General features: G+C 44.7%; 17 protein-coding genes. 5 read left to right on the top strand and 12 right to left on the bottom strand.

Annotation, left to right across the window (positions count from 1 at the left end; translation table 11 throughout):
• Positions 1 to 68: 68 nt before the first annotated feature.
• The 10 genes from FHS68_RS18085 to FHS68_RS18040 all read right to left on the bottom strand — a co-directional run bounded on the left by FHS68_RS18085 (position 69) and on the right by FHS68_RS18040 (position 10,882).
• Positions 69 to 1,361, bottom strand: coding sequence for an esterase-like activity of phytase family protein (locus FHS68_RS18085; protein ID WP_167272820.1), 1,293 nt, complete (start codon positions 1,359 to 1,361; stop codon positions 69 to 71).
• A gap of 144 nt (positions 1,362 to 1,505) precedes the next feature.
• A complete protein-coding gene (locus tag FHS68_RS18080) occupies positions 1,506 to 1,943 on the bottom strand; it encodes a DUF1801 domain-containing protein (protein WP_167272817.1) in 438 nt (145 codons plus the stop codon).
• A 161-nt stretch (positions 1,944 to 2,104) separates the two neighbouring features.
• On the bottom strand, positions 2,105 to 2,416 hold the full coding sequence (locus FHS68_RS18075) for a helix-turn-helix domain-containing protein (RefSeq protein WP_167272814.1): 312 nt from the start codon (positions 2,414 to 2,416) through the stop codon (positions 2,105 to 2,107).
• Positions 2,394 to 2,750 carry a type II toxin-antitoxin system RelE/ParE family toxin gene (locus FHS68_RS18070; protein ID WP_167272811.1) on the bottom strand — a complete coding sequence of 119 codons (357 nt, stop codon included), beginning with the start codon at positions 2,748 to 2,750 and terminating at the stop codon, positions 2,394 to 2,396. Before FHS68_RS18070 ends, FHS68_RS18075 begins: the two co-directional genes overlap by 23 nt.
• Positions 2,751 to 2,822: 72 nt before the next feature.
• On the bottom strand, positions 2,823 to 5,219 hold the full coding sequence (locus FHS68_RS18065; protein ID WP_167272808.1) for a phosphoketolase family protein: 2,397 nt from the start codon (positions 5,217 to 5,219) through the stop codon (positions 2,823 to 2,825).
• Between the two features lie 61 nt (positions 5,220 to 5,280).
• Positions 5,281 to 7,941, bottom strand: a complete 2,661-nt coding sequence (locus FHS68_RS18060; protein WP_167272806.1) for a cation-translocating P-type ATPase — start codon at positions 7,939 to 7,941, stop codon at positions 5,281 to 5,283.
• A 130-nt stretch (positions 7,942 to 8,071) separates the two neighbouring features.
• Positions 8,072 to 8,695: a TIGR04282 family arsenosugar biosynthesis glycosyltransferase gene (locus tag FHS68_RS18055; RefSeq protein ID WP_167272803.1), complete on the bottom strand. Its 624-nt coding sequence runs from the start codon at positions 8,693 to 8,695 to the stop codon at positions 8,072 to 8,074.
• 10 nt (positions 8,696 to 8,705) lie between these two features.
• Positions 8,706 to 9,752 (bottom strand): arsenosugar biosynthesis radical SAM (seleno)protein ArsS, encoded by a 1,047-nt coding sequence (arsS, locus tag FHS68_RS18050; RefSeq protein WP_167272800.1) that lies wholly within the window; start codon positions 9,750 to 9,752, stop codon positions 8,706 to 8,708.
• A gap of 36 nt (positions 9,753 to 9,788) precedes the next feature.
• Positions 9,789 to 10,121 carry an arsenosugar biosynthesis-associated peroxidase-like protein gene (locus FHS68_RS18045; RefSeq protein ID WP_082217972.1) on the bottom strand — a complete coding sequence of 111 codons (333 nt, stop codon included), beginning with the start codon at positions 10,119 to 10,121 and terminating at the stop codon, positions 9,789 to 9,791.
• A gap of 68 nt (positions 10,122 to 10,189) precedes the next feature.
• A complete protein-coding gene (locus FHS68_RS18040; RefSeq protein ID WP_167272798.1) occupies positions 10,190 to 10,882 on the bottom strand; it encodes a TIGR04283 family arsenosugar biosynthesis glycosyltransferase in 693 nt (230 codons plus the stop codon).
• A 146-nt stretch (positions 10,883 to 11,028) separates the two neighbouring features.
• Between FHS68_RS18040 and FHS68_RS18035 the strand changes: the two genes are divergently transcribed.
• Together FHS68_RS18035 and FHS68_RS18030 are read left to right on the top strand one after the other, a co-directional pair.
• Positions 11,029 to 11,814, top strand: a complete 786-nt coding sequence (locus FHS68_RS18035; RefSeq protein ID WP_167272795.1) for a DUF547 domain-containing protein — start codon at positions 11,029 to 11,031, stop codon at positions 11,812 to 11,814.
• 20 nt (positions 11,815 to 11,834) lie between these two features.
• Complete coding sequence (locus tag FHS68_RS18030) at positions 11,835 to 12,824, top strand: phosphotransferase (RefSeq protein WP_167272793.1); 990 nt, start codon at positions 11,835 to 11,837, stop codon at positions 12,822 to 12,824.
• 19 nt (positions 12,825 to 12,843) lie between these two features.
• On the opposite strand, the gene nhaA is transcribed toward FHS68_RS18030, so the two are convergent.
• The gene (nhaA, locus tag FHS68_RS18025; RefSeq protein ID WP_167272790.1) at positions 12,844 to 14,046 is read right to left on the bottom strand and encodes a Na+/H+ antiporter NhaA; all 1,203 of its coding nucleotides are present in this window, start codon (positions 14,044 to 14,046) and stop codon (positions 12,844 to 12,846) included.
• Between the two features lie 164 nt (positions 14,047 to 14,210).
• On the opposite strand from nhaA, the gene FHS68_RS18020 reads away from it, so the two are divergent.
• Entirely contained in the window at positions 14,211 to 16,616 is a 2,406-nt protein-coding gene (locus FHS68_RS18020) for a TonB-dependent receptor (RefSeq protein ID WP_167272787.1), read from the top strand.
• A 24-nt stretch (positions 16,617 to 16,640) separates the two neighbouring features.
• Here the strand turns inward: FHS68_RS18020 and FHS68_RS18015 are convergent, their stop codons facing one another.
• Complete coding sequence (locus FHS68_RS18015) at positions 16,641 to 17,624, bottom strand: exonuclease/endonuclease/phosphatase family protein (RefSeq protein ID WP_167272785.1); 984 nt, start codon at positions 17,622 to 17,624, stop codon at positions 16,641 to 16,643.
• A gap of 192 nt (positions 17,625 to 17,816) precedes the next feature.
• Between FHS68_RS18015 and FHS68_RS18010 the strand changes: the two genes are divergently transcribed.
• Together FHS68_RS18010 and FHS68_RS18005 are read left to right on the top strand one after the other, a co-directional pair.
• Positions 17,817 to 18,989 (top strand): glycosyltransferase family 4 protein, encoded by a 1,173-nt coding sequence (locus tag FHS68_RS18010; RefSeq protein ID WP_167272782.1) that lies wholly within the window; start codon positions 17,817 to 17,819, stop codon positions 18,987 to 18,989.
• Positions 18,986 to 19,981 (top strand): lysylphosphatidylglycerol synthase domain-containing protein, encoded by a 996-nt coding sequence (locus FHS68_RS18005; protein ID WP_167272780.1) that lies wholly within the window; start codon positions 18,986 to 18,988, stop codon positions 19,979 to 19,981. Before FHS68_RS18010 ends, FHS68_RS18005 begins: the two co-directional genes overlap by 4 nt.
• Positions 19,982 to 20,009 lie beyond the last annotated feature (28 nt).

Here is a 20,009-nt window from a genome sequence, read left to right as displayed (position 1 = left end):
CGATGATTCTATAAACTTTGGCACTCACCGGGTGGCGGGATTATTATAGCAGGTTTCATGGATACAACCTACCAAAGCGGTTGTTTCAGCTTCACGAAGTAAATGGTATTGCGGTCGACGGCGCCGGTACTGGGAAGAATTTTCGGAGCATATGTACCAAGTCCCACCACGCCAAAGTCATCGTCATTGGCAATGGCAATGGTGGTTGAATTGATGATGGCAATACCTTCCGCCTTATCGTGCGGATATAAAGAAGGAATGTCCGTCATCAGATCGGCAACCAGCATTTTCTTGACAGGTACTATTCCGTTTGTTGATAATGTTGCAGCGTCTTTCAGCTGTTCTACGGTTAAGCCCGCGTATAATTTACCACTAGCGGTATTGGCAGGATCACTGATATCTGTGGCACCCGCGATGTCGATTTTATAAACCTTTTTTACAACCGTGGATTTATTGGCATTAGTAGCATATTCTCCGTCCCGCTCCAAAACCAGGAAGGTCGTGTTGCTGATAGCAGCAATCTCGCTGTTCGCCTGAAGATTTGCCTTTTCTATAAGGTATACATATTCCTTGCTTTTTCCGCTGGCAATGTCATAAGCCAAAATGCGCGTAACCAGCGAGCCCGCAATTGCTGCAGACGAAGGATTGTAAAGTGGAAACTGCATGATTCCTACCAGCGTTTTGCCATCAGGTGTGATCGCCAGTCCTTCCATGCCGCGATTGGGCCTTCTTTTCGCAAAAACCAAAGGAATAGTTCTTCCGCCTTTTCCATTTCCAAATGGGTTTATCCGTTCAATGGTATTACCCATTGCATCAAAATGGACCAAATGCGGGCCATATTCATCACTGACCCAGAAAGTACCGTCTTGTGCCATTGCAAGGCCTTCCGAATCAAGTCCGTCGACGCTGTTTGGGAGGATATTGCCCATCATATCCAAAGCCGTTTCGCCGCTAAAACCGAAACCGGCCGGATTAGGCAGACCTGTCAGATCTACGCCATTCTCATTTTTGAGTTTGATGGTTTTTTCCAAAACAAGCTGATCGCCAATCAACCTGAATTTGCCGATCTGCGGAACGAAACCAGGGGAAGCAAAAACTTTGGAATTGGCAACCGTCCCATCGATATTAGGGCCGCGGTCGGTTAACAAATAGAAAGCCATGCGATCATTCGGGTCCTGCACGATCGCAGATCCAAAACCGCCATTGTAAACTTTCACGCCGCTCACCTCAGCAAGTAACGCGGCATTAGAGGCTTCGGCCTTATCTGGATAATTTTCAGAAGGGAAATCGTGGTCTGTGCAGCTACTAATCACACAGCCAGCAAGAAGGATTTTGAGACAAGAACGTAAAGGGATAGTCATTTTAACAGAATTTTAGTTTCTGTAAAACTACATTTACGCATTTTACCAAAAAGTTAAGTTGGCATCGTGAATGTTATGCAAATGTTAAAAACATTCGATGTGCCGTGCATAAGCGATCCGTGCTTATTCCAAAGTGGTAGTGCCTTACTCTTTATCAGCGGACTCGTAATTTTCATTTACGTATTTAATTGTCGCTTTACAGAGTTTTTCCAATGTGTCGAGATTAAGGTCAGCCAACTTTTTGAAATAAATGCAGGCTTTACCCATTTTATATTTCCCTAAATTTTCAAGAAGCTTTTTATTGTCATTGCCTGGATCTATAACATAAAGGGAGAACTCGGCCTTTCGAGGGGAAAAGCCAATGAGCATGGCGTCCCCTTCGTGTCCGCTTGCATATTTGTAATGGTAACGACCATAACCTATCATGGTCGGTCCCCACATTCTTGGTTCAAAACCCGACCATTCCCGCATCAGTTCTATGAGGCGAAAGCTGTCTTGTTTTTTTGGCTCGTTGTCAACGAATGAGTTAATAAAATCAATCACGTCGACTTTTGTTTCCGTAGTTTTATTTATGGTGGCCATATGGGTTGTCAATTACTTTTTTCAGTATCGTAGATTAGAGGTTTAATGGTGTTTCGTCGGTTCAAAGAGTGGTTATTTAAGCCAATTCCCTTATTCGCCAATGTGTTTGTCAATCATTATGTCAAGCGAAACTGTTCAAGCGCTCGCGTTGAGGTAGACGATCAGCCCGTCACGCTCAATTTCAAATTTCCACCTAAACCTTCCCTAACAATTCGCATCAAAGTGGAAAGCCTTATGTCGCTTGCGTTGTTTTCAATGCGTGAAATGTAGGTTTTTGTCGTGCCGCATTTGTCGGCAAGTTGTTCTTGTGTCAAACCTTGTTTCTTTCGCAATTCCTGAATCATTGCTCCCAATTTGAAGGCTTCAAATTCTTCTTCGTATTGGTCTCTCTCATGCGTTCCCGCTTTTCCATACTGATCGTCCAAATGTGCGGAAAAGGATGTTAACTTTTTATTTAGAGTCTCGTTGCTCATTGAAGTATTGCTTTTTAAGTTTTTCTGCCAGGTCTAGTTCACTTTCAGGCGTTTTCTGCGTTTTCTTTTTAAATCCATTTAGCAGTACAATCAGGTTTCCTTTGTCGAAAAAACTGAAAACACGGTAAATGTCAGACCCAACTTCAACTCTGACTTCATAAATTCCTGTTGAGTTAGTCATATGCTTGAAATATTTTTCAGGCACTTTGTCAATGGTCGCAATGAGTTGAAATGTCCAGTTGAACTTCTTTTTTACTTCGGGTTTCAACTCCTCAAAAAAATCAAGATAGTAGTTTTCATAATAAAAGATATCCCTGATAAACTTTTCGCTCATTGCTGATATAGTGGTGTCAATTTTTATGAAGTTAGCTAATTAGATAACAATTAGAAAATCCTTCATCAATTATTATTTGATCACCCCCAACTCCCACTTCCATTCCAATATCTCAGGCATATCTTCTCCATGCACTTCAATGTAAGCTTTGTGATCGAGCAGCTTATCTCGCAGGAATTGTTTGAGATATGCCCCTTTTGCGCCTAAACCAGGCAGCCGGTCAATGACATCGCTGACCAAATGAAAACGGTCCAGGTCATTGAGCACAACCATGTCAAATGGGGTTGTGGTCGTACCTTCGCCTTTGTAGCCTCGTACATGGAGATTCTTGTGGTTTGTGCGGCGGTAGGTCAGACGGTGGATCAGCAGGGGATATCCATGGAATGCAAAGATGATGGGTTTGTCTTTGGTGAAAAGGATGTCAAAATCATTATCGTTCAAACCATGCGGATGCTCACTTTCGGGTTGGAGCGTCATCAGGTCTATCACATTGATCACACGAATCTTTAATTCAGGCAAATGTTCCCTGAGAATCTGAACAGCAGCTATGGTTTCAAGCGTGGGCACATCTCCGGCGCAAGCCATGACCACATCGGGTTCAAAGCCTTCGTCATTACTGGCCCATTTCCAGATACCCAAGCCAGCCGTGCAATGTTTGATCGCATCATCCATATCCAGCCATTGCATTTCCGGCTGTTTCCCGGCAACGATCACATTGATATAGTCCCGACTCCTGAGACAATGGTCAGTTACCGAAAGCAGTGTATTCGCATCCGGCGGCAGATAAATACGAACAATATCAGCCGTTTTATTGGCCACAACATCCAGAAATCCCGGATCCTGATGGCTATTCCCATTATGGTCCTGTCGCCACACATGCGATGTCAGCAGATAATTGAGCGATGCGATTGGTTTGCGCCACATAAGGTTTCTGGTAACCTGAAGCCACTTCGCGTGTTGGTTAAACATCGAATCCACAATGTGAATGAACGCTTCGTAGCAGGAAAACAGTCCGTGCCTGCCGGTTAAAAGATAACCTTCCAGCCAGCCCTGACAAAGATGTTCGCTCAACACTTCCATAACCCGGCCATTGGGTGAAATATGGTTATCTCCCGGGATGATCTCAGCCGTGGATGTCCTTTCGGTTACGTCAAAAAGATGAGAAAGGCGGTTAGAACTCGTTTCATCCGGCCCGAATATTCTGAAATTCCGTTCATTCCAGTTTGTCTTCATCACATCCCTCAAAAATCCTCCCATCACCGAAGTTGCTTCGGCAGTAATGTTTCCTGGGGTTTGGACTGCCACTGCATGATCCCTGAAATCCGGCATCTTCAAGTCCACAAGAAGCGATCCGCCGTTGGCACTAGGATTTGCCCCCATTCTTCTGTTTCCTTTTGGGGCCAGTTCGGCGAGTTCAGCGATTAGTTTTCCATTTTCATCAAACAGCAGTTCGGGCTTGTAACTTTTCAGCCATGATTCGAGCATTTGAACATGTTCGGGTTTGGTGGCTAGTTCCGCCAATGGTACCTGGTGAGCACGCCAGGTACCTTCTACTTGAAGCCCATCCACTACTTTTGGCCCCGTCCATCCTTTTGGTGTACGGAAAATAATCATCGGCCAAACCGGGCGTTTTTTATATCCATAAACCCGCGCGTCACTCTGTATTTCCCGGATTTCTTCTATTACGATATCCAATGTCGAAGCCAGCAATTCATGCATCGTATCAGGGTCATCGCCTTCCACAAAATAGGGATTGTAACCGTAACCACGAAAAAGCTGCTCCAACTCTTCTTTTGGAATTCTTGCTAAAATGGTAGGATTTGCAATTTTGTAACCATTTAAATGCAGTATTGGGAGTACCGCTCCATCATGCACGGGATTTAAAAATTTGTTGGAATGCCAGCTTGCTGCCAGTGCCCCGGTTTCGGCCTCGCCGTCTCCGATGATACATGCTGCGATGAGGTAAGGATTATCAAAAACGGCCCCAAATGCATGGACAAGCGAATAACCAAGTTCACCGCCTTCGTTGATGGAGCCAGGCGTTTCCGGTGCCACGTGGCTTGGGATGCCGCCTGGAAATGAAAACTGTTTGAAAAGCCTCTGTATTCCGGGTTCATCCTCACTGATATTCGGATAAACCTCACTGTAAGTTCCCTCCAGATAGGTATTGGCTACCAGTCCAGGCCCGCCGTGCCCTGGGCCGGTAACGTAAATGATATCCAGATCGTACTGTTTGATGATACGGTTGAGATGGACATAAATGAAATTGAGTCCCGGCGTGGTACCCCAATGTCCCAATAGCCGCGGCTTAATATGTTCAAGCGTCAATTTTTCTTTTAGTAACGGATTACCATATAGGTATATCTGGCCGACGGATAGATAGTTGGCTGCGTGCCAGTAGGCATTCATTTTTCGTAATAATTCCGGCGTTAAAGTTTTCACCTCAGAACTTGCGTCTTCAATTTTCATAATCTTTTTGTTTAAAGGTGTTAAATGAAAGATCTATTCTTGATTGCCTGTCTAAGCTGTATTATTTTATGGGGTATAATATGCGCACCGCTTGTATTACCAAAACAGGAACAATCCCGGCAGCCAATATCAGTTTGAGGGAATTAATGTCAATGATTTGAAGCGAAAGTATTTGTCGGAAGAAGGGAATGTAGTTGGTTGCAAACATAATTAGGATGCACAAAACCAGCGCCATCCAGATAAATTTGTTCCGTGTGACTTCGTTGCTAAAAAAACGCAGTTTACCGGAGTACAGGTTAAATACATGTAGCAGCTGTGCCAGTGAAAGCGCATAAAATGTAATGGTGTTTCCTTCCTCCGGGCTCAACCCTAATTGATTGATTGCATACCAGTAAACGCCCAGTACAGAAATTGTCATAACGAGGGCATAAAATACAATCCGTTTCCAATCTGCCATTTGTAGAATGGGCTGTTTTGGATCCCTTGGTGGAGATTTCATTAGTTTCTTGTTGTCTTTGCCAACACCCAATGCAAGTGCTGGGAAAACGTCTGTAATGATATTAATGAAAAGGATTTGCAACGGTAGGAGCGGACTTCCCACATTAAGAAAGCCTGCAAATGTGACAACAAAAATTTCACTCATATTACAGGACAACAGAAAAACGATGAACTTTCTGATGTTTTCAAAAATCACTCTTCCCTGCTCAATTGCGAGCACGATGGATGCGAAGGAATCATCTTTCAAAACCATGTCAGCTGCTTCGGCGGCAACAGCAGTTCCGCGCAGCCCCATCGCTATACCGATATCCGATTTTTTTAATGCAGGTGCGTCATTCACGCCATCGCCGGTCATGCCGACAATGTCCCCCTGTTTTTGGTAGAAATCGATCATATCCAGTTTCTGCGCAGGATTTACCCGGGCAAATACGTGGCACTGGATCATTTTGTTTTGATCATCCGCAGATGAAAAGTCAAATGATTCGAGCTCCTTTCCCGTGATCACCAATTGCTCTTCCGGTCCTATCAGGTTGACCTGTTTAGCGATTTTCAGCGAAGTAGCCGGATGGTCACCAGTAACCATAATAACCTTTATACCCGCTTCATGACATGCATTTAAAGATTTAATCACTTCCTTACGCGGCGGATCAAGAAAGCCGATCAGCCCCGCATAGGTCAGTTTTTCGTCATTTGTAAAGTTTTCGCCCGGTTTGCGATCAGTTTGCCGGTACGCGAACGCAAGGGTTCGAAGCCCGTCAGCTGCCATCGCCTCGGATATTTCAAGTTCCCTATTTCTATCTTCCGGATTATCCCAGTTACAAAGTGCAGAGACTTCTTCTACCGCGCCTTTTACACCAATAAAGTAGTCCGTTCCGACCAGGTCAAGGGTAGCCATCATACGCGTGTCGGAACTGAACGCTTGTTCGGCCTGACGTTTATAATCCTTATGTAGCTTGTGAAGATCTATACCAGAAGCTCGTGCATACACAAGCAAGGCAACTTCGACAGGGTCACCCAATTCTTTCCGATCTGATTTTTTGGAATCCAGCTGTGCGTTATTAACCAGAGCGCCGATTCGGGATAACATCTCAAAATCGGGAGAATGGATGAGCTCCTGATCACCCTTAATGACTTCCAATTTTCGAGCACCCTCATTATTTGTATCCAGCCGAATTGTAAAATCATTTCCAGCAACACGCAAGGTTTGAACTTCAATTTTATTTTGGGTAAGTGTGCCGGTTTTGTCGGTGAAAATAACATTGGTCCCTCCCAATGTTTCAACGGCAGACAGCCGTTTTACAATCACTTTCTTTTCAGCCAGGCGAAGCATCCCATAGGCCAGCGCAACGGTGGCAACTACGGACATGCCTTCCGGAATCGCTGCAATAGCTAATGCCACGGCTGTTTCTATCAACTGTTTAATCTCCTGCCCTCTCAAAAATCCAACGATTAAAAATAGCGTCGCCATGCCGAGTGTGACCCAGATCAGCACTTTACCCAATGCATCCAGTTTCGCCTCCAGGGGTGTGGCCGTGCGCTTCGCTTCGCTAACCATGGTTGCGATCTTACCCAGCTCAGTAGATTGTCCAATTTTGGTCACCAACGCTTTGGCGTTTCCATTGGTGATAGCAGTTCCTTTAAATAGCCAGTCGTGCCGGTCGCCCAGTGGCGTGTCTTCGGCCGACGGATCCGTACTTTTTTGAGAAGGGACAGACTCGCCCGTGAGTGCCGATTCGTCAACCGTCAGCTGATTGACTTCTAAAATGCGCGCATCCGCAGGTATCAGGTCACCGGCCTCTAAAATCAGGATATCGCCCATTGTCAACTGATCGGAAGGGACTTCTTTGATTTTTCCGTCACGCAGTACCCTGGCTGGTGTAGTGTCCAGTTTTCGCAATGCCTCCATGGACTGCCGGGCATTGTATTCGAGTATAAAACCGGTCATTGCATTGATCAAAATCACCGCAATCACCGCAAAGCCTTCAAGGGTATCTCCAATGAAAAAGGACACGATTGCAGCCGCTGCCAGGATCCAGACAATGACACTGTTAACCTGCCGTAAAAGGATGGACCAGATACTTTCGGGCTTTACTTGTTCTAATTCGTTCAGGCCAAATTGCTCGGTGCGCAGCGCTGCTTCCTGACTGGATAGGCCGGTTTTTAAATCTGTAATTGCAAGCTTGCCAGGCTCTTCGATCGAATTTTGGCGGGGTGTTGCTGACATGTTACAGTTTTAAATTTCAAACCTCACTTGTCAAATTATAATAATCAAACCAATATATAAGCTGAAGGGGTATTACCTTATAGTTACTTTAGTAAAGCGCAACAATTTCGGCTAACCATTGCGAGGTTTATCAGTATTTGATGCGTGTCGACAGATCATTCCCTTGCAATTCATTCCAAGAACGAAGGTCAGTTTCATTATCAATGTCTGAAAGTTCTTTAAGCAAAGTATATGTAAGCTTCTGGTTAGCACATTTATTAAGTGTCAATTCCAGTACTTTGGAGGTACTCCATGGGATGTCTTCAAAGAGACAGCCGTAGAAGTTTTTCATGCCAAGAAGATAATAACCGCCGTCAGTCGCCGGCCCTATCACAACCTGATGCGCATCCAGGGCATCAAAGCCCTGTTCAATAATGGATGAATCCAAACCAGGGCAATCAGTTCCAATGATCATTACTTTCTGGGCAGGTGAATCGAATACGTCTTCAAATGCATTTGACATCCGTTCTCCCAAATCATCTCCTTTTTGTAGTCGAAGGGAAAATTGTTTTTCGATTTGTGGCAGATCGCTATCCAGATGATCCGAGAAGTAAAGCAGTGCGTCCTGTTCGGTCTGGCTGACCTGCTTTAAGGTATGTGCAACGAGCTGGCCATAAATATCAAGGGCTTTTTGGTCGCCAATGGTCGCTGCCAATCTGGTTTTAACCTTCCCCAGGCTCAAATTCTTCAAAAAAACGATAACAGCACTGGTCATAAGTAAGAGGCTAGATCGTGTTACCGCCGCAACTGGAACCTGCGCCTGCGGTGCAGCCATAGCAATGCTGGCCGGTCAGGATCTCACGGTGATCTATCAACTCCTGATTATAGCGGCTGATGTGGTTGTATTCAGGGGCAAATTCCATGTCCAGCATTTGATTGAAATCACAATCGTACAATAAGCCATCCCACCCGACGGAAACCATCGACCTGCACATGACACCGGTTGCAGCAACCGGATTGAAGGCATTAACAAGTTTTTCCATGTAGCCGTCATAATTGCCGGAGCTGATCAAATAGTCCAGATAACGGCTGACAGGAATATTGGTAATTGCAAAAAGCTCATTAAATACAATACCGAATTCATCAAGCAGTGCCTTTTTAAACTGGCGCTCCAAGCCTTGCTGCGGGGCAGGCATGAATGCCCCATTTGGATTATATACTAAATTAAGAATAAGCCCGCTGCCTTCTACACCATAACCTCTTGCGTTTAGCATCCTTAATGCCTTTACTGAATCCGCAAAAACACCTTTACCTCTCTGCCGGTCTGTCTTATCGGCATTATAAAAGGGTAACGAGCTGACCACTTCCACCCCATGTTCCTTGAAAAAGTCTGGCAGGTCATGGTATTTTGGATTGGCAACGATAATGGTCAGGTTACAGCGTACGATGATGTGCTTGCCAAGTGCAGTAAGTTGCTGAACAAACCAGCGAAAATCCGGATTCATTTCGGGCGCTCCGCCTGTGAGATCAACGGTGGTAATTTCAGAATTCGTAAGCGTATCCAGACATTGCTGCATGGTATGCCTGGTCATGATTTCCTTCCGGTCGGGACCTGCATCCACGTGGCAGTGCTTGCAGATCTGATTGCACATTTTACCCACATTGATCTGCATGGTAGTAGTGCGTATTGCTTTCAAAGGAAACAGAGATGCGGCTTCCAGCTTTTGTTCAAAAAGAGGCAGATGCAAATTCTCGAAAACCTCGTCATGCAATGTCTTGATTTGCGATGCAGAATCCGCCAACACATGCCCGCTTGCCTTGAGTGATTTCATTGGATCAATATTTTGTTCAAAAACGCCGACTGTTGCCTACATCGAAAGGTCTTTTGCTTTGTTCATCATCTGAACACCGTGTACCAAAGTCGCCCCACCTCTAATGGCGGCCGCCACGTGCACAGCCTCCATCATCTCTGCTTCCGAGCATCCTTTTTCAAGGGTATCTGTGGTGTAGGCATCAATGCAGTAAGGACATTGGACGGTATGCGAAACAGCCAGGGCAATAAGTGATTTTTCCCGGGCTGTGAGTGCACCTTCGGCAAAAACGGAGCCATAATAGGAGAAAAATTTATCGGCCAGTTCTTTTTGGAATTCCCCAATTGAACCAAATTTTTTCAGGTCTTCCGGGTTATAGTAGGTATTCATTTTTGGCAGGTTAAGATGATCGTTTATATACGAAAATGAGAATTATAAAGATTGAGTATGCCGGGTTCTCACAGGTAATCCAGCATGGATTTATATTTTAAAGCAATGCTGGCCGGTTCTTTTTTTAAATAAAACATGGTAAACGCGGTCAGATTGGCAAGTTGTACCCGCAGCCAGCTATTGTTCTCATATTTCCTGGCAGAAACGATTACCTCCTTGGGAATGATCTTAAACCGCGCGATTTTCCAGATCCGGATGATGATATCGTAGTCCTCCATAATGGTGTGGTACTCGTCGAATCCATTAAGCTGATCAAACAATTTTCTGGTAACAAAAAGGGTCTGGTCACCGCCGCGGCACATCAGCCTGTTAAATCGTGTAAAGTAACTATTAATCTTGAGTATCGCGCGGTCAGAATCAAAGCGAAAGCGGTAACAACCGGCATCAAAACCATCTGAGACTGCATTTTCAATGTCTTTAAAATAATCGGGATGTATGCCAACATCCGCGTGAACAAAATAAAGTACGTCGCCTTGTGCAAATTGGGAGGCGTAATTCATTTGTGCTGCTCGGCCCGGTTTGGGAGATTTGATCACGCTGGCGCCAGCTAATGCAGCTATGTCCATGGTAGCATCTTTGCTTCCGCCATCCGATACAATGACTTCAATGCATTGTTCACCAGCATATCTGTACAAATCCCTGACAAGACCAGCAATGTTGGCGGCCTCATTATAAGTGGGAATGATTACACTGAGCTTCATAAGTGTACCGGCATAATCCGGTTGAACAATCTAAATAATATTACTGTCCGTATGTACGGGGGCGAACAGTAAATAGTTTTGTAAAAAGAACGGGATTTGTAATTTAAAGTCTGCTTCGGTAATTGGTGCAGCATTTTGACGGATTAATGATGAATCAATTAAAATGGATATGGATAATAGCAGGCATTGTTTTGGCCCTATGGGGAATTGGCTTACTGCCTGTGACCGGTCAAACTAACAAGGAGCCTGACCGGAAATTGGTGGATTTATCCGGAAAACTGCTTTTGCAGGTAAAGATGGATGAACCCGTTGATAGTCTTCGCGAGGTTTTGGCGAAAATAGAAACCGATAGTCTGATTTGGAGCCTGTCCAACGATGATGCCCGTAAAACATTCTGGATCAACATCTATAACGCCTATTTTCAGATTCTTGCAACTAAGGAGAAGAAAACCAGACCTGCTATTTTTAAAGAAAAACGGATCACCATTGGCGGGGTAAGGCTGAGTCTTGACCAGATCGAACATGGAATCCTGAGAAGGTATCGGTCCAAATTTAGTCTGGGCTATCTGCCGCAGTTTTTCCCGGGCAAGATCATTAAGCAGCTCGCGGTTTCACAAATAGATTACCGTATTCATTTTGCCTTAAACTGTGGTGCGACCAGCTGTCCGCCGATTGCTTTTTACGATTATAGTAAAATTGACAAACAACTTAGTATTGCCGCATCATCGTTTTTAAAAACAGACACGCAGATCGATTCGCTGGAAAAACAGGTAATGGTCAGCAGGATATTGCAATGGTTCAAAGCTGACTTTGGCGGAAATAAGGGAATAAGAATCATTTTGAAAAAATACCTGAGCCAGGATTTTTCAGACTACTCATTGAAATTCAAAGAATACGACTGGACGCAAAAAATGAAAAACTTTGATTCATAATTTACCCTAGACAGCCACACATGTTTATTCTGGACGCAAACGATATTACTTCGCTGGAAATTTATTTGCAGCGCCAGGAATGGTTATCAAGCAATGAAGCGATCAGTCAGGTTTCAGTGCCGGGCGAAGGGAATATGAATTATGTTCTGCGAATTACTACCCGTGAGAGATCTTTCGTCATTAAGCAATCCAGGGGATATGTCGAAAAATACCCGAATGTCCTTGCACCTGCTGAGCGGGTTTTAATGGAAGGCGCTTTTTATCAAACGACAAAGGTTGACCCATTCATTGCGAAGTTTACCCCGGAACTCATTGGCGTTGATCAGGTCAACAATATCATGGCTTTGGAAGACCTGGGCGAGGCGAGTGATTTTATGTTTCTGTATAATTCATTTAAGGTTATCGAAATCTCTCAACTTACGCAGTTGACTGATTTTTTGGGCAGCTTGCATAAGAATTTTTACAGCCTTTCACCAGGGGAAAATTTTAGCAACAGTGCGATGAGGTCGCTTAATCATGAGCACATTTTTTTATATCCGTTCATGGAAAAAAATGGCTTTGATCTGGATTCGGTCCAGCCAGGATTGCAGGCTGTTGCCGCTATTTATAAGGATGATAAGGAGCTAAAAAATGAGGTTGAGCGATTAGGTCAAATCTATCTTTCTACCGGAAACTGCCTTTTGCACGGAGATTTTTATCCTGGAAGCTGGCTTGAAACAATGCATGGGATCAAAATTATCGACCCCGAATTCTGCTTTTATGGTCCGGCCGGGTTTGATCTGGGTGTCATGATAGCGCACCTGCACCTGGCGGGGCAAGGCAAGTCATTAATCGATTTTACATTGGATAGGTATAGCTCCATCAATCAAATCGATTACGCTACACTGAATCAGTTCGCAGGTATCGAAATCATCAGGCGGCTGATTGGATTGGCGCAGTTACCCCTGCAAAGAACTTTGCAGGAAAAACAGGAATTGTTAAGATTTGCAAGAACGTTGATTATGGCATAGCCTCATGAAGCGATTCCATTTATAATTTGGTCGTTCTGGTCCTTGATTTGTTCCTTTCACTTTCAACCATACTCAGCCAGACATAGCCAATAATACCAGACATAACCGAAGCGGTTAATACGGAGAATTTAGCCTTCGAAAGGATTATTTCCTGTCCGGAAAAAGAAAGCAGGGCAATAAATATGGACATTGTAAAACCGATTCCTCCAAGCATCCCTACACCAATGATATGCATCCAGGAAGCATGCCTTGGCATTTTACCAATCCCAATCTTGACAGCGATCCATGAGAATAGTGTTATGCCCATTGGCTTTCCAGTAACAAGTCCGGCGATAATGCCAAGCCCAAGTGCGGTGGTCAGTCCTTGCAGCATTCCCGATTCGAACTTGATATTGGTGTTTGCAAGGGCAAAAATGGGCATAATGACGAAATTGACGGGGTTGACGAGGATACGTTCCAGCTTTTCCAGAGGTGATTCGGTTGAGTCCGGGGTAGTCGGCAGGGCAAACGCAGTCAGCACACCCGCAATGGTTGCATGTACGCCTGAGTGATGGATAAAATACCAGATAAAAAGTCCAGGGACCAGATATGCAGCCAGATTCTTGACTTTCAGTTTGTTGAGGAGCAGCAGGAAAATAAAAATCCCTAGCGCATACAAAAGGTAGTTGTAATGGATCTTATTGGAATAGAATAGGGCGATAACCAGTATCGCCATTAAATCGTCAACAATCGCCAATGCTGAAAGAAATATTTTTAATGAAGACGGCGCACGTTTTCCCAGCATTGAAATGACGGCAATAGCGAAAGCAATGTCGGTTGCCATCGGTATCCCCCAACCACCAGCCGTTTCGGTGCCCGTGTTAATAGCGAAGTAAATCGTCGCCGGTATCATTACTCCCCCGATTGCTGCCAGGATTGGTAAAGACGCTTTTTTGAAAGAAGAAAGTTCTCCTTCCACCATTTCCCTTTTGATTTCAAGGCCTACCAACAGAAAGAAAATCGCCATTAACCCATCATTGATCCAGAGCAAAACAGGATACCGGAGGTGAATGCCAGCCATTTCCGCCCCGATTTCGGTAGCCAGAAATGCTTCGAGGACAGGTCCGGCGCTTGTGTTTGCAATAATGATTGAGATGATCACACAAATGATCAGGATGATCCCACCCGTTGAGCTGGATTGAAAGAATTTCTTGAAGGAATGAAGGTTGATTAGTTTTGCCATGACGGTAAAACTAGTCATCTTTGGTAAGACTTGGTTGCGCAGAAAATCATTTGAGAAGAAGCGTTGCTGGTGTGAAATTTTCTGGTAACAAGTACTCCATCAGTCTGATCCGTTTCTTATTGGGGTTTGACTAACCGACTGACTCACTTAATTGAACCACCCAAATGAAAACCTTTTATTTTATTATACTTCTTTTGTTGTCCGGGTTAAACTCCATTCTCGCACAAGATGTGCCGGTAAATGATTTAATCATCAGCGGCAACCTTGAAGAAGCCAATAACAAGCCCATTCTTTTTGCAAACGTCGCCCTTTACTCATCACTGGATTCTGCACTGATTGGAGGCGCTGTCTCTGATGAAAAGGGGAATTTTGCTATTCCTGCCGAACCTGGAAAATATTTCCTCAAAATCTCCTATTTAGGCCTCAATGAGAAGATTGTACCCAGTGTAGTCGTTCAGGATCAGGCAGTAAACTTGGGAATCATATCATTGAATGCAGATGCAAAACAATTGCAAGAGCTTTTAGTGACAGGGGAAAAAAGCCAGATGGATTTGCAGCTTGACAAGAGGGTTTTCAATGTCGGTAAGGACCTGAGCAATCTTGGAAGCAACGCTTCTGATATTTTAAACAACATGCCTTCGGTTACCGTAGATGTGGATGGCAATGTAGCGCTCCGCGGAAGCGGTAACGTCCGGATTTTGATTGATGGCAAACAGTCCGGGATGGTGGGAATGAACCCTGCCGAGGCGCTTCGCCAGATTCCCGGTGACCTGATTGAGAGCATAGAAATCATTACAAACCCATCGTCGCGATATGATGCCGAGGGCGAAGTGGGGATCCTCAATATCGTGATGAAGAAAAATATCAAGTACGGATTGAACGGATCATTCACTGCCACAGCAGGGTATCCGTCCAACTTTGGCGGTTCATTCAACGTCAACTACCGCAAAAAGAAGGTCAACCTAATTGCGAGCTACGGGAACATCTACCGGGAAGGCCCGGGTAAAGGAACTTCCCGGCAAGTGTACAATGGCGCCGATACAAGTTTTGTTTACGAGCAGGTTAATAAACGGACAAGGGGTGGATATTCCAATAGCTTCATGGTAGGGATGGATTATTTTGTCAATGACCAAAATACGCTTACCGGGACTTTGTCTTATCGGAATTCCCAAAACAGTAATAACTCTAGGCTAGAATACCGTGACTTTGATTTCAATAACAACTTAACCAGAACAGTAGTACGCACAGAAAAAGAAACAGAACCTCGAAACAACCTTGAAGCAGCACTTAATTATAGTAAAACCTTTGAGAAGAAAGGTCAGAGCCTCGAATTTTCGGCAAAGTACATTGTGAGCGACGAAACGGAGGCTGCAAAGTTTAATCAGAGTACAACAGAAGGGCTCGCCAATCTTATGCAGCGTTCCTACAATACTGAAGATGAAAAGAACATCCTTTTTCAATTGGATTATATATATCCATTTGGGAAAAATGGCAAGCTTGAAACCGGGCTCAAAAGTTCTATCAGGTTGCTTGACAATGACTTCTCGGTTCAGCAGCAAAATGAGGAAGGCAATTGGGTTATTCTTCCCCAATTCGATAACCGGCTTGCTTATGATGAGAAAATCCATGCGGGTTATCTGATGGCCAGCAATCAATTCGGCAAATTTTTCATGCAGGCGGGCTTGCGTGGGGAATATTCAGATATTCAGACCGAGCTGAAAAAGACGAGTGAGGCTAACCACCGCAAATACTTCAACCTGTTTCCAAGCCTACACCTTACCTATAAACTCAAAGACGCCCAGACACTGCAGTTAAGTTACAGTTATCGTTTAAGCCGACCAAGTTTCAGGGACCTGCTTCCATTTTCAAGTTTTAGTGATTCCCGCGTTTTCAGGTTGGGTAATCCGTTGCTAAACCCGGAATATACCCATTCGTTTGAAGCAGGGCATTTGCTTAACATGTCAAAAGGGACATTACTGTCGAGTGTCTATTATCGTCACAGGTTGGGTGTTGTCGAAAATATTACTTCGGTTGACTCAACGGGCTTTACCACCATCAGACCTGTCAATTTATCAACCGGAGACTCTTATGGATTTGAATTTAACCTGACATATGATCCTTTCGAATGGTGGAAATGGACGGCAAACGCCAATATATTCCGGGCAATTAATGAAGGGGTTTATCAGGATCGGTTATTAAAAAGCGATACTTATTCATGGACAAGCCGGATTTCATCCCGGGTCACGCTCTTCAAAAGTTTGGATTTTCAATTATCATTCAATTATAGAGCACCCCGAAAAACCACTCAGGGGCGCGAGCTTGCGCAATATTTTATTGACTTGGGACTTTCGCGCGACTTGCTCAAAGGCAGGGCCACCGTTACGGCCGGCGTACGTGACTTATTTAATACCAGAAAACAACGCCAGGTGGTGCAGAATGCCGGATACTATTCCAGTTCAGAGTTTCAATGGCGGGCACGCCAGTTCCTGGTCACCTTTTCATACAGGCTCAACAGGTCTAAGGATAGAGATCGCGAGGATAATGATGGAGATGGGGGAGACGAAGGTTGATCATCCTGAAAAAACCAATCAGGGTTAATTGTCGGAGACGGTCAACCGGGGCTGGTCCTGAATGTGGGTTGTCCACATGATGCGGGCACTCACAGGGTGGTGGTCGGAGAGGGGCAATCCTTCCGCATTTTTGAAAAGGTTGTTTTCAAGTCGGTAATCTACCGCTTTGAGTTGAATAGCGGGACTGCTCCGATAGAGGATTTTATCTATTGTTTCCGATGAATCACTCAGGGCAAGGATATTGCTTGCTGGCATATCAAGCGAACTTACCGGGAATGCTCCATTGTTTTTGAGCACGATCCATGAGTCTTCGAGACCATGCCCAGTGGTCAGCAAGCCGATGTTGTCGTGCCCGTAAGAATAGTGCCCGTTGAGGTCACCCATCACGACCACCGCATTTCCGATCGAATTCGTTTGAATAAAGTCCGACAGCTGCATGATATTTTTCCGGCGGGCTGCTGCCGCCGCCAAATGGTTATAGGCATTGGCATGCACATTGTAAAAATCGATAAAAACACCTTTTGCTATTTCCAATTGGCTATATGTAAAACCTTTGGGTGTGAGGCAATCCGCACCTGAACAGTCATTCCATTTGATCCGTTTCACATTGTGGATTGGAAATTTGGAAAGGGTATTTAATCCATCTCCGAACAGCACTTTTCCTTTCGTAATCGTCCGGAAGTTATGCTCGCTTGCCCGATAGAGAAACCGGTTATAGTTGAAGTCTTCCTGGACATGCGCAATGTCAAACCGGTTGAGTTTTCGACCAATTTCTTCGGTGCTCGCTGCTCGGTCCGTGGTGGCACTCGAAATGATCTGTGGAAGGCCTGCAATGTTGTATGAGATTACTGAAAGATTGCCGCTTTTAAGGTGGGCAAGGTTAAGTAGGGAAGGAAGCGTTTCAACGGATGTCCGTTTGAATTCGGTACTGCTAATTAAAAAAGGGAAGAGAAGAGAGAGCCAAATCGAGTGGCGTGCAATGAGATTTTTGTTGGTTTGACCAGACATGTAATCAAAGTTGACCTGCAACAAAATTACCGTTAGCATGTGACCGGTATGCCAGGTATACATTACCCTGTTATTATCTTAATGCACTTATTTTAAAATATATGTTATATTTCCAGGTGATGGCGAGAATTAATATACAGTTCACTTTAAAAAGAATGTGATCTCTTACCTTAGTTGTTTTAAATATATTGAATGAGAAAAATTAAGGTTGTTTTCTTTGCCGAAATCCTGGTGCCAGATTTTGATGGCGCAAGCAGAACGATGTTTCAACTTCTTGACCGGATTGATGCCGGGAGATTTGATTTTCTTTTTGTTTGTGGAAGCGGAGCTGACAGGATTAATCAATTCGAATGTATAAAACTTCCCACACTGCCAATCCCGCTGAACCCGAAATACAAACTGGCCATTCCATCTTTCAGCACCGAAGAACTCTTGCGTAAGCTTGATGGGTTCGCACCGGACGTGATCCACATTGCAACACCATCGCTTCTGGGCCACTTTGGTTTGAAATATGCGCGCAGCAGACATATTCCGGTCATCAGCATCTATCACACGCATTTCATCAGCTATATCAGCTACTATTTCAAATACTTTCCTTTCCTGATACGGCCGGTTCGAAATTATCTCAGAAAAACTCAGAATGAATTTTACGGATATTGTCAAAAAATATATATCCCTTCGGTTACACTGGCACGCGAGCTGATCGAAAGCGGGATGCCGAAGGAAAATATTAAAATCTGGCAAAGGGGAATAGATACGACCCTCTTCTCTCCAAACAAGAAAAATGAAGTTTATATAAGACAATTAACAGGCAATGATCGTCCGGTAATATTGTTTGCGAGTCGCTTGGTTTGGGAAAAAAACCTGGAAACTTTGATAGCGATTTACGCGAAACTCAAAGAAAAGGGTATTCAATACAATTGGGTCGTCGCCGGGGATGGGTCTGCCCGGAAGGAATGTGAGAGACGGATGCCTGATGCAATCTTTTTGGGCCAGTTAGATCATGGCAGCTTGTCTGTGCTTTATGCATCCGCTTCGCTGTTTATCTTCCCATCTATTTCCGAAACATTTGGAAACGTAGTATTAGAAGCCATGGCGTCCGGACTAGTGCCGGTTATTGCCGACGGTGGGGGAAGTAAGGACATGATTACCAACGGATTCAACGGCTACAAATGCAAGGCTGACGACCCGGATGCATTTGTAGAGAAAATAGCCGTTATCCTGGAAGACGAAGCTTTGCGCCTGACGTTGCGTAAAAATGCCCTGGAATATATCAAAGCGTTTGACTGGGAAGAACTCGCGCAAATCTACTTTGATGATCTGGTTGAGTTGGCTTCATTGATTATTGAAAATGAAAGGGCTTGAAAATCTCTCCGCGTTCTATTAAGATTATCAAGGCAGTGCTTTTAGTGAGCGTGCTGATTTTACTGTGGCAGTATGTTAAAGTCATAGATCCCGCGGAGGTGAAGGCTGCATTGATGAAGGCGGGGGCCGGTTTTGGCTGGATGATTCTCAGCACCTTTGTCGCCTATTCGCTTGCCACGCTAGGCTGGTGGTATTGCCTCAGCGACGCCCGAAAAGGCATTCCCAAGGCAGGACTTTTTGTGATCCGGCATGTATGCGAAACATTCGGAATGTTCACCCCGGCTAGTGTTGCAGGTGGAGATATGCTCAAAATCGTCTTACTCAAACCTTACGCAATTAATCCACCGACTGTGGTTGCCTCCGTCGTCGTGTCGAGGCTGCTCATGATTACCAGCCAGGTTTGTCTGCTGTTGAGTGCAATTGCCTGGCTTCTTTTCAACCACAAGCTGGACTCTGAACCATGGCCTTCACATTCCCTCGCAATCATTGCCGTGGTTTGTGCGGTACTGGCCGCGGGGTTTTATGGACTAGTGAAGTTCAGGCGCAGCATGTGGCTGAAATATGCCGGCACAAACGCCAAATGGCTACGATTCAGGTCGAGGATGATGGAAGTTTGGTTGGAGATCAGTCGCTTTTACCGCCAATATCCCAAAGAATTGGCGATTGCATTTACCCTTTTTACCTCTCACTGGATCATTGGGTCACTGGAATTCTACATCATATTAAAACTTCTAGGCTATCCGATTTCACTGGTCGATTCCCTCGTGCTTGATATGGGGGTAATAGCCGTTAAAGCCGCAGGGGCTTTTATTCCGGGCCAGCTGGGTGTTGAGGAGTTGGGAAATAAGATGATGCTATCGCTGATCGGTTTTGCGAGCATTCCGCTTTGGATTTCTGTTTCCGCCTTGCGGCGCACCCGGCAACTCTTCTGGATATTGGTCGGAGTTCTCTTATACTCTATAATCATACACAAGAAAAAAAGCACTGTTTGACGGACTATGGAGATTTTGTTTGTCAGCC

The organism is Dyadobacter arcticus, assembly GCF_011762185.1.
In the GTDB taxonomy this organism is placed as follows: Bacteria; Bacteroidota; Bacteroidia; order Cytophagales; family Spirosomataceae; genus Dyadobacter; species Dyadobacter arcticus.
The sequence above is the reverse complement of the archived record's forward strand: the minus strand, read 5'-3'. Positions and strand labels throughout refer to the sequence as shown.

Coding starts and splice junctions, on each gene's coding strand:
- FHS68_RS18065 (WP_167272808.1), bottom strand. CDS start 5,219: ATGAAAATTGAAGACGCAAGTTCTGAGGTGAAAACTTTAACGCCGGAA.
- FHS68_RS18060 (WP_167272806.1), bottom strand. CDS start 7,941: ATGTCAGCAACACCCCGCCAAAATTCGATCGAAGAGCCTGGCAAGCTT.
- FHS68_RS18085 (WP_167272820.1), bottom strand. CDS start 1,361: ATGACTATCCCTTTACGTTCTTGTCTCAAAATCCTTCTTGCTGGCTGT.
- FHS68_RS18045 (WP_082217972.1), bottom strand. CDS start 10,121: ATGAATACCTACTATAACCCGGAAGACCTGAAAAAATTTGGTTCAATT.
- FHS68_RS18010 (WP_167272782.1), top strand. CDS start 17,817: ATGAGAAAAATTAAGGTTGTTTTCTTTGCCGAAATCCTGGTGCCAGAT.
- FHS68_RS18030 (WP_167272793.1), top strand. CDS start 11,835: ATGTTTATTCTGGACGCAAACGATATTACTTCGCTGGAAATTTATTTG.
- FHS68_RS18055 (WP_167272803.1), bottom strand. CDS start 8,695: ATGACCAGTGCTGTTATCGTTTTTTTGAAGAATTTGAGCCTGGGGAAG.
- FHS68_RS18035 (WP_167272795.1), top strand. CDS start 11,029: ATGATGAATCAATTAAAATGGATATGGATAATAGCAGGCATTGTTTTG.
- FHS68_RS18020 (WP_167272787.1), top strand. CDS start 14,211: ATGAAAACCTTTTATTTTATTATACTTCTTTTGTTGTCCGGGTTAAAC.
- FHS68_RS18070 (WP_167272811.1), bottom strand. CDS start 2,750: ATGAGCGAAAAGTTTATCAGGGATATCTTTTATTATGAAAACTACTAT.
- FHS68_RS18040 (WP_167272798.1), bottom strand. CDS start 10,882: ATGAAGCTCAGTGTAATCATTCCCACTTATAATGAGGCCGCCAACATT.
- FHS68_RS18080 (WP_167272817.1), bottom strand. CDS start 1,943: ATGGCCACCATAAATAAAACTACGGAAACAAAAGTCGACGTGATTGAT.
- arsS (WP_167272800.1), bottom strand. CDS start 9,752: ATGAAATCACTCAAGGCAAGCGGGCATGTGTTGGCGGATTCTGCATCG.
- nhaA (WP_167272790.1), bottom strand. CDS start 14,046: ATGGCAAAACTAATCAACCTTCATTCCTTCAAGAAATTCTTTCAATCC.
- FHS68_RS18075 (WP_167272814.1), bottom strand. CDS start 2,416: ATGAGCAACGAGACTCTAAATAAAAAGTTAACATCCTTTTCCGCACAT.
- FHS68_RS18015 (WP_167272785.1), bottom strand. CDS start 17,624: ATGTCTGGTCAAACCAACAAAAATCTCATTGCACGCCACTCGATTTGG.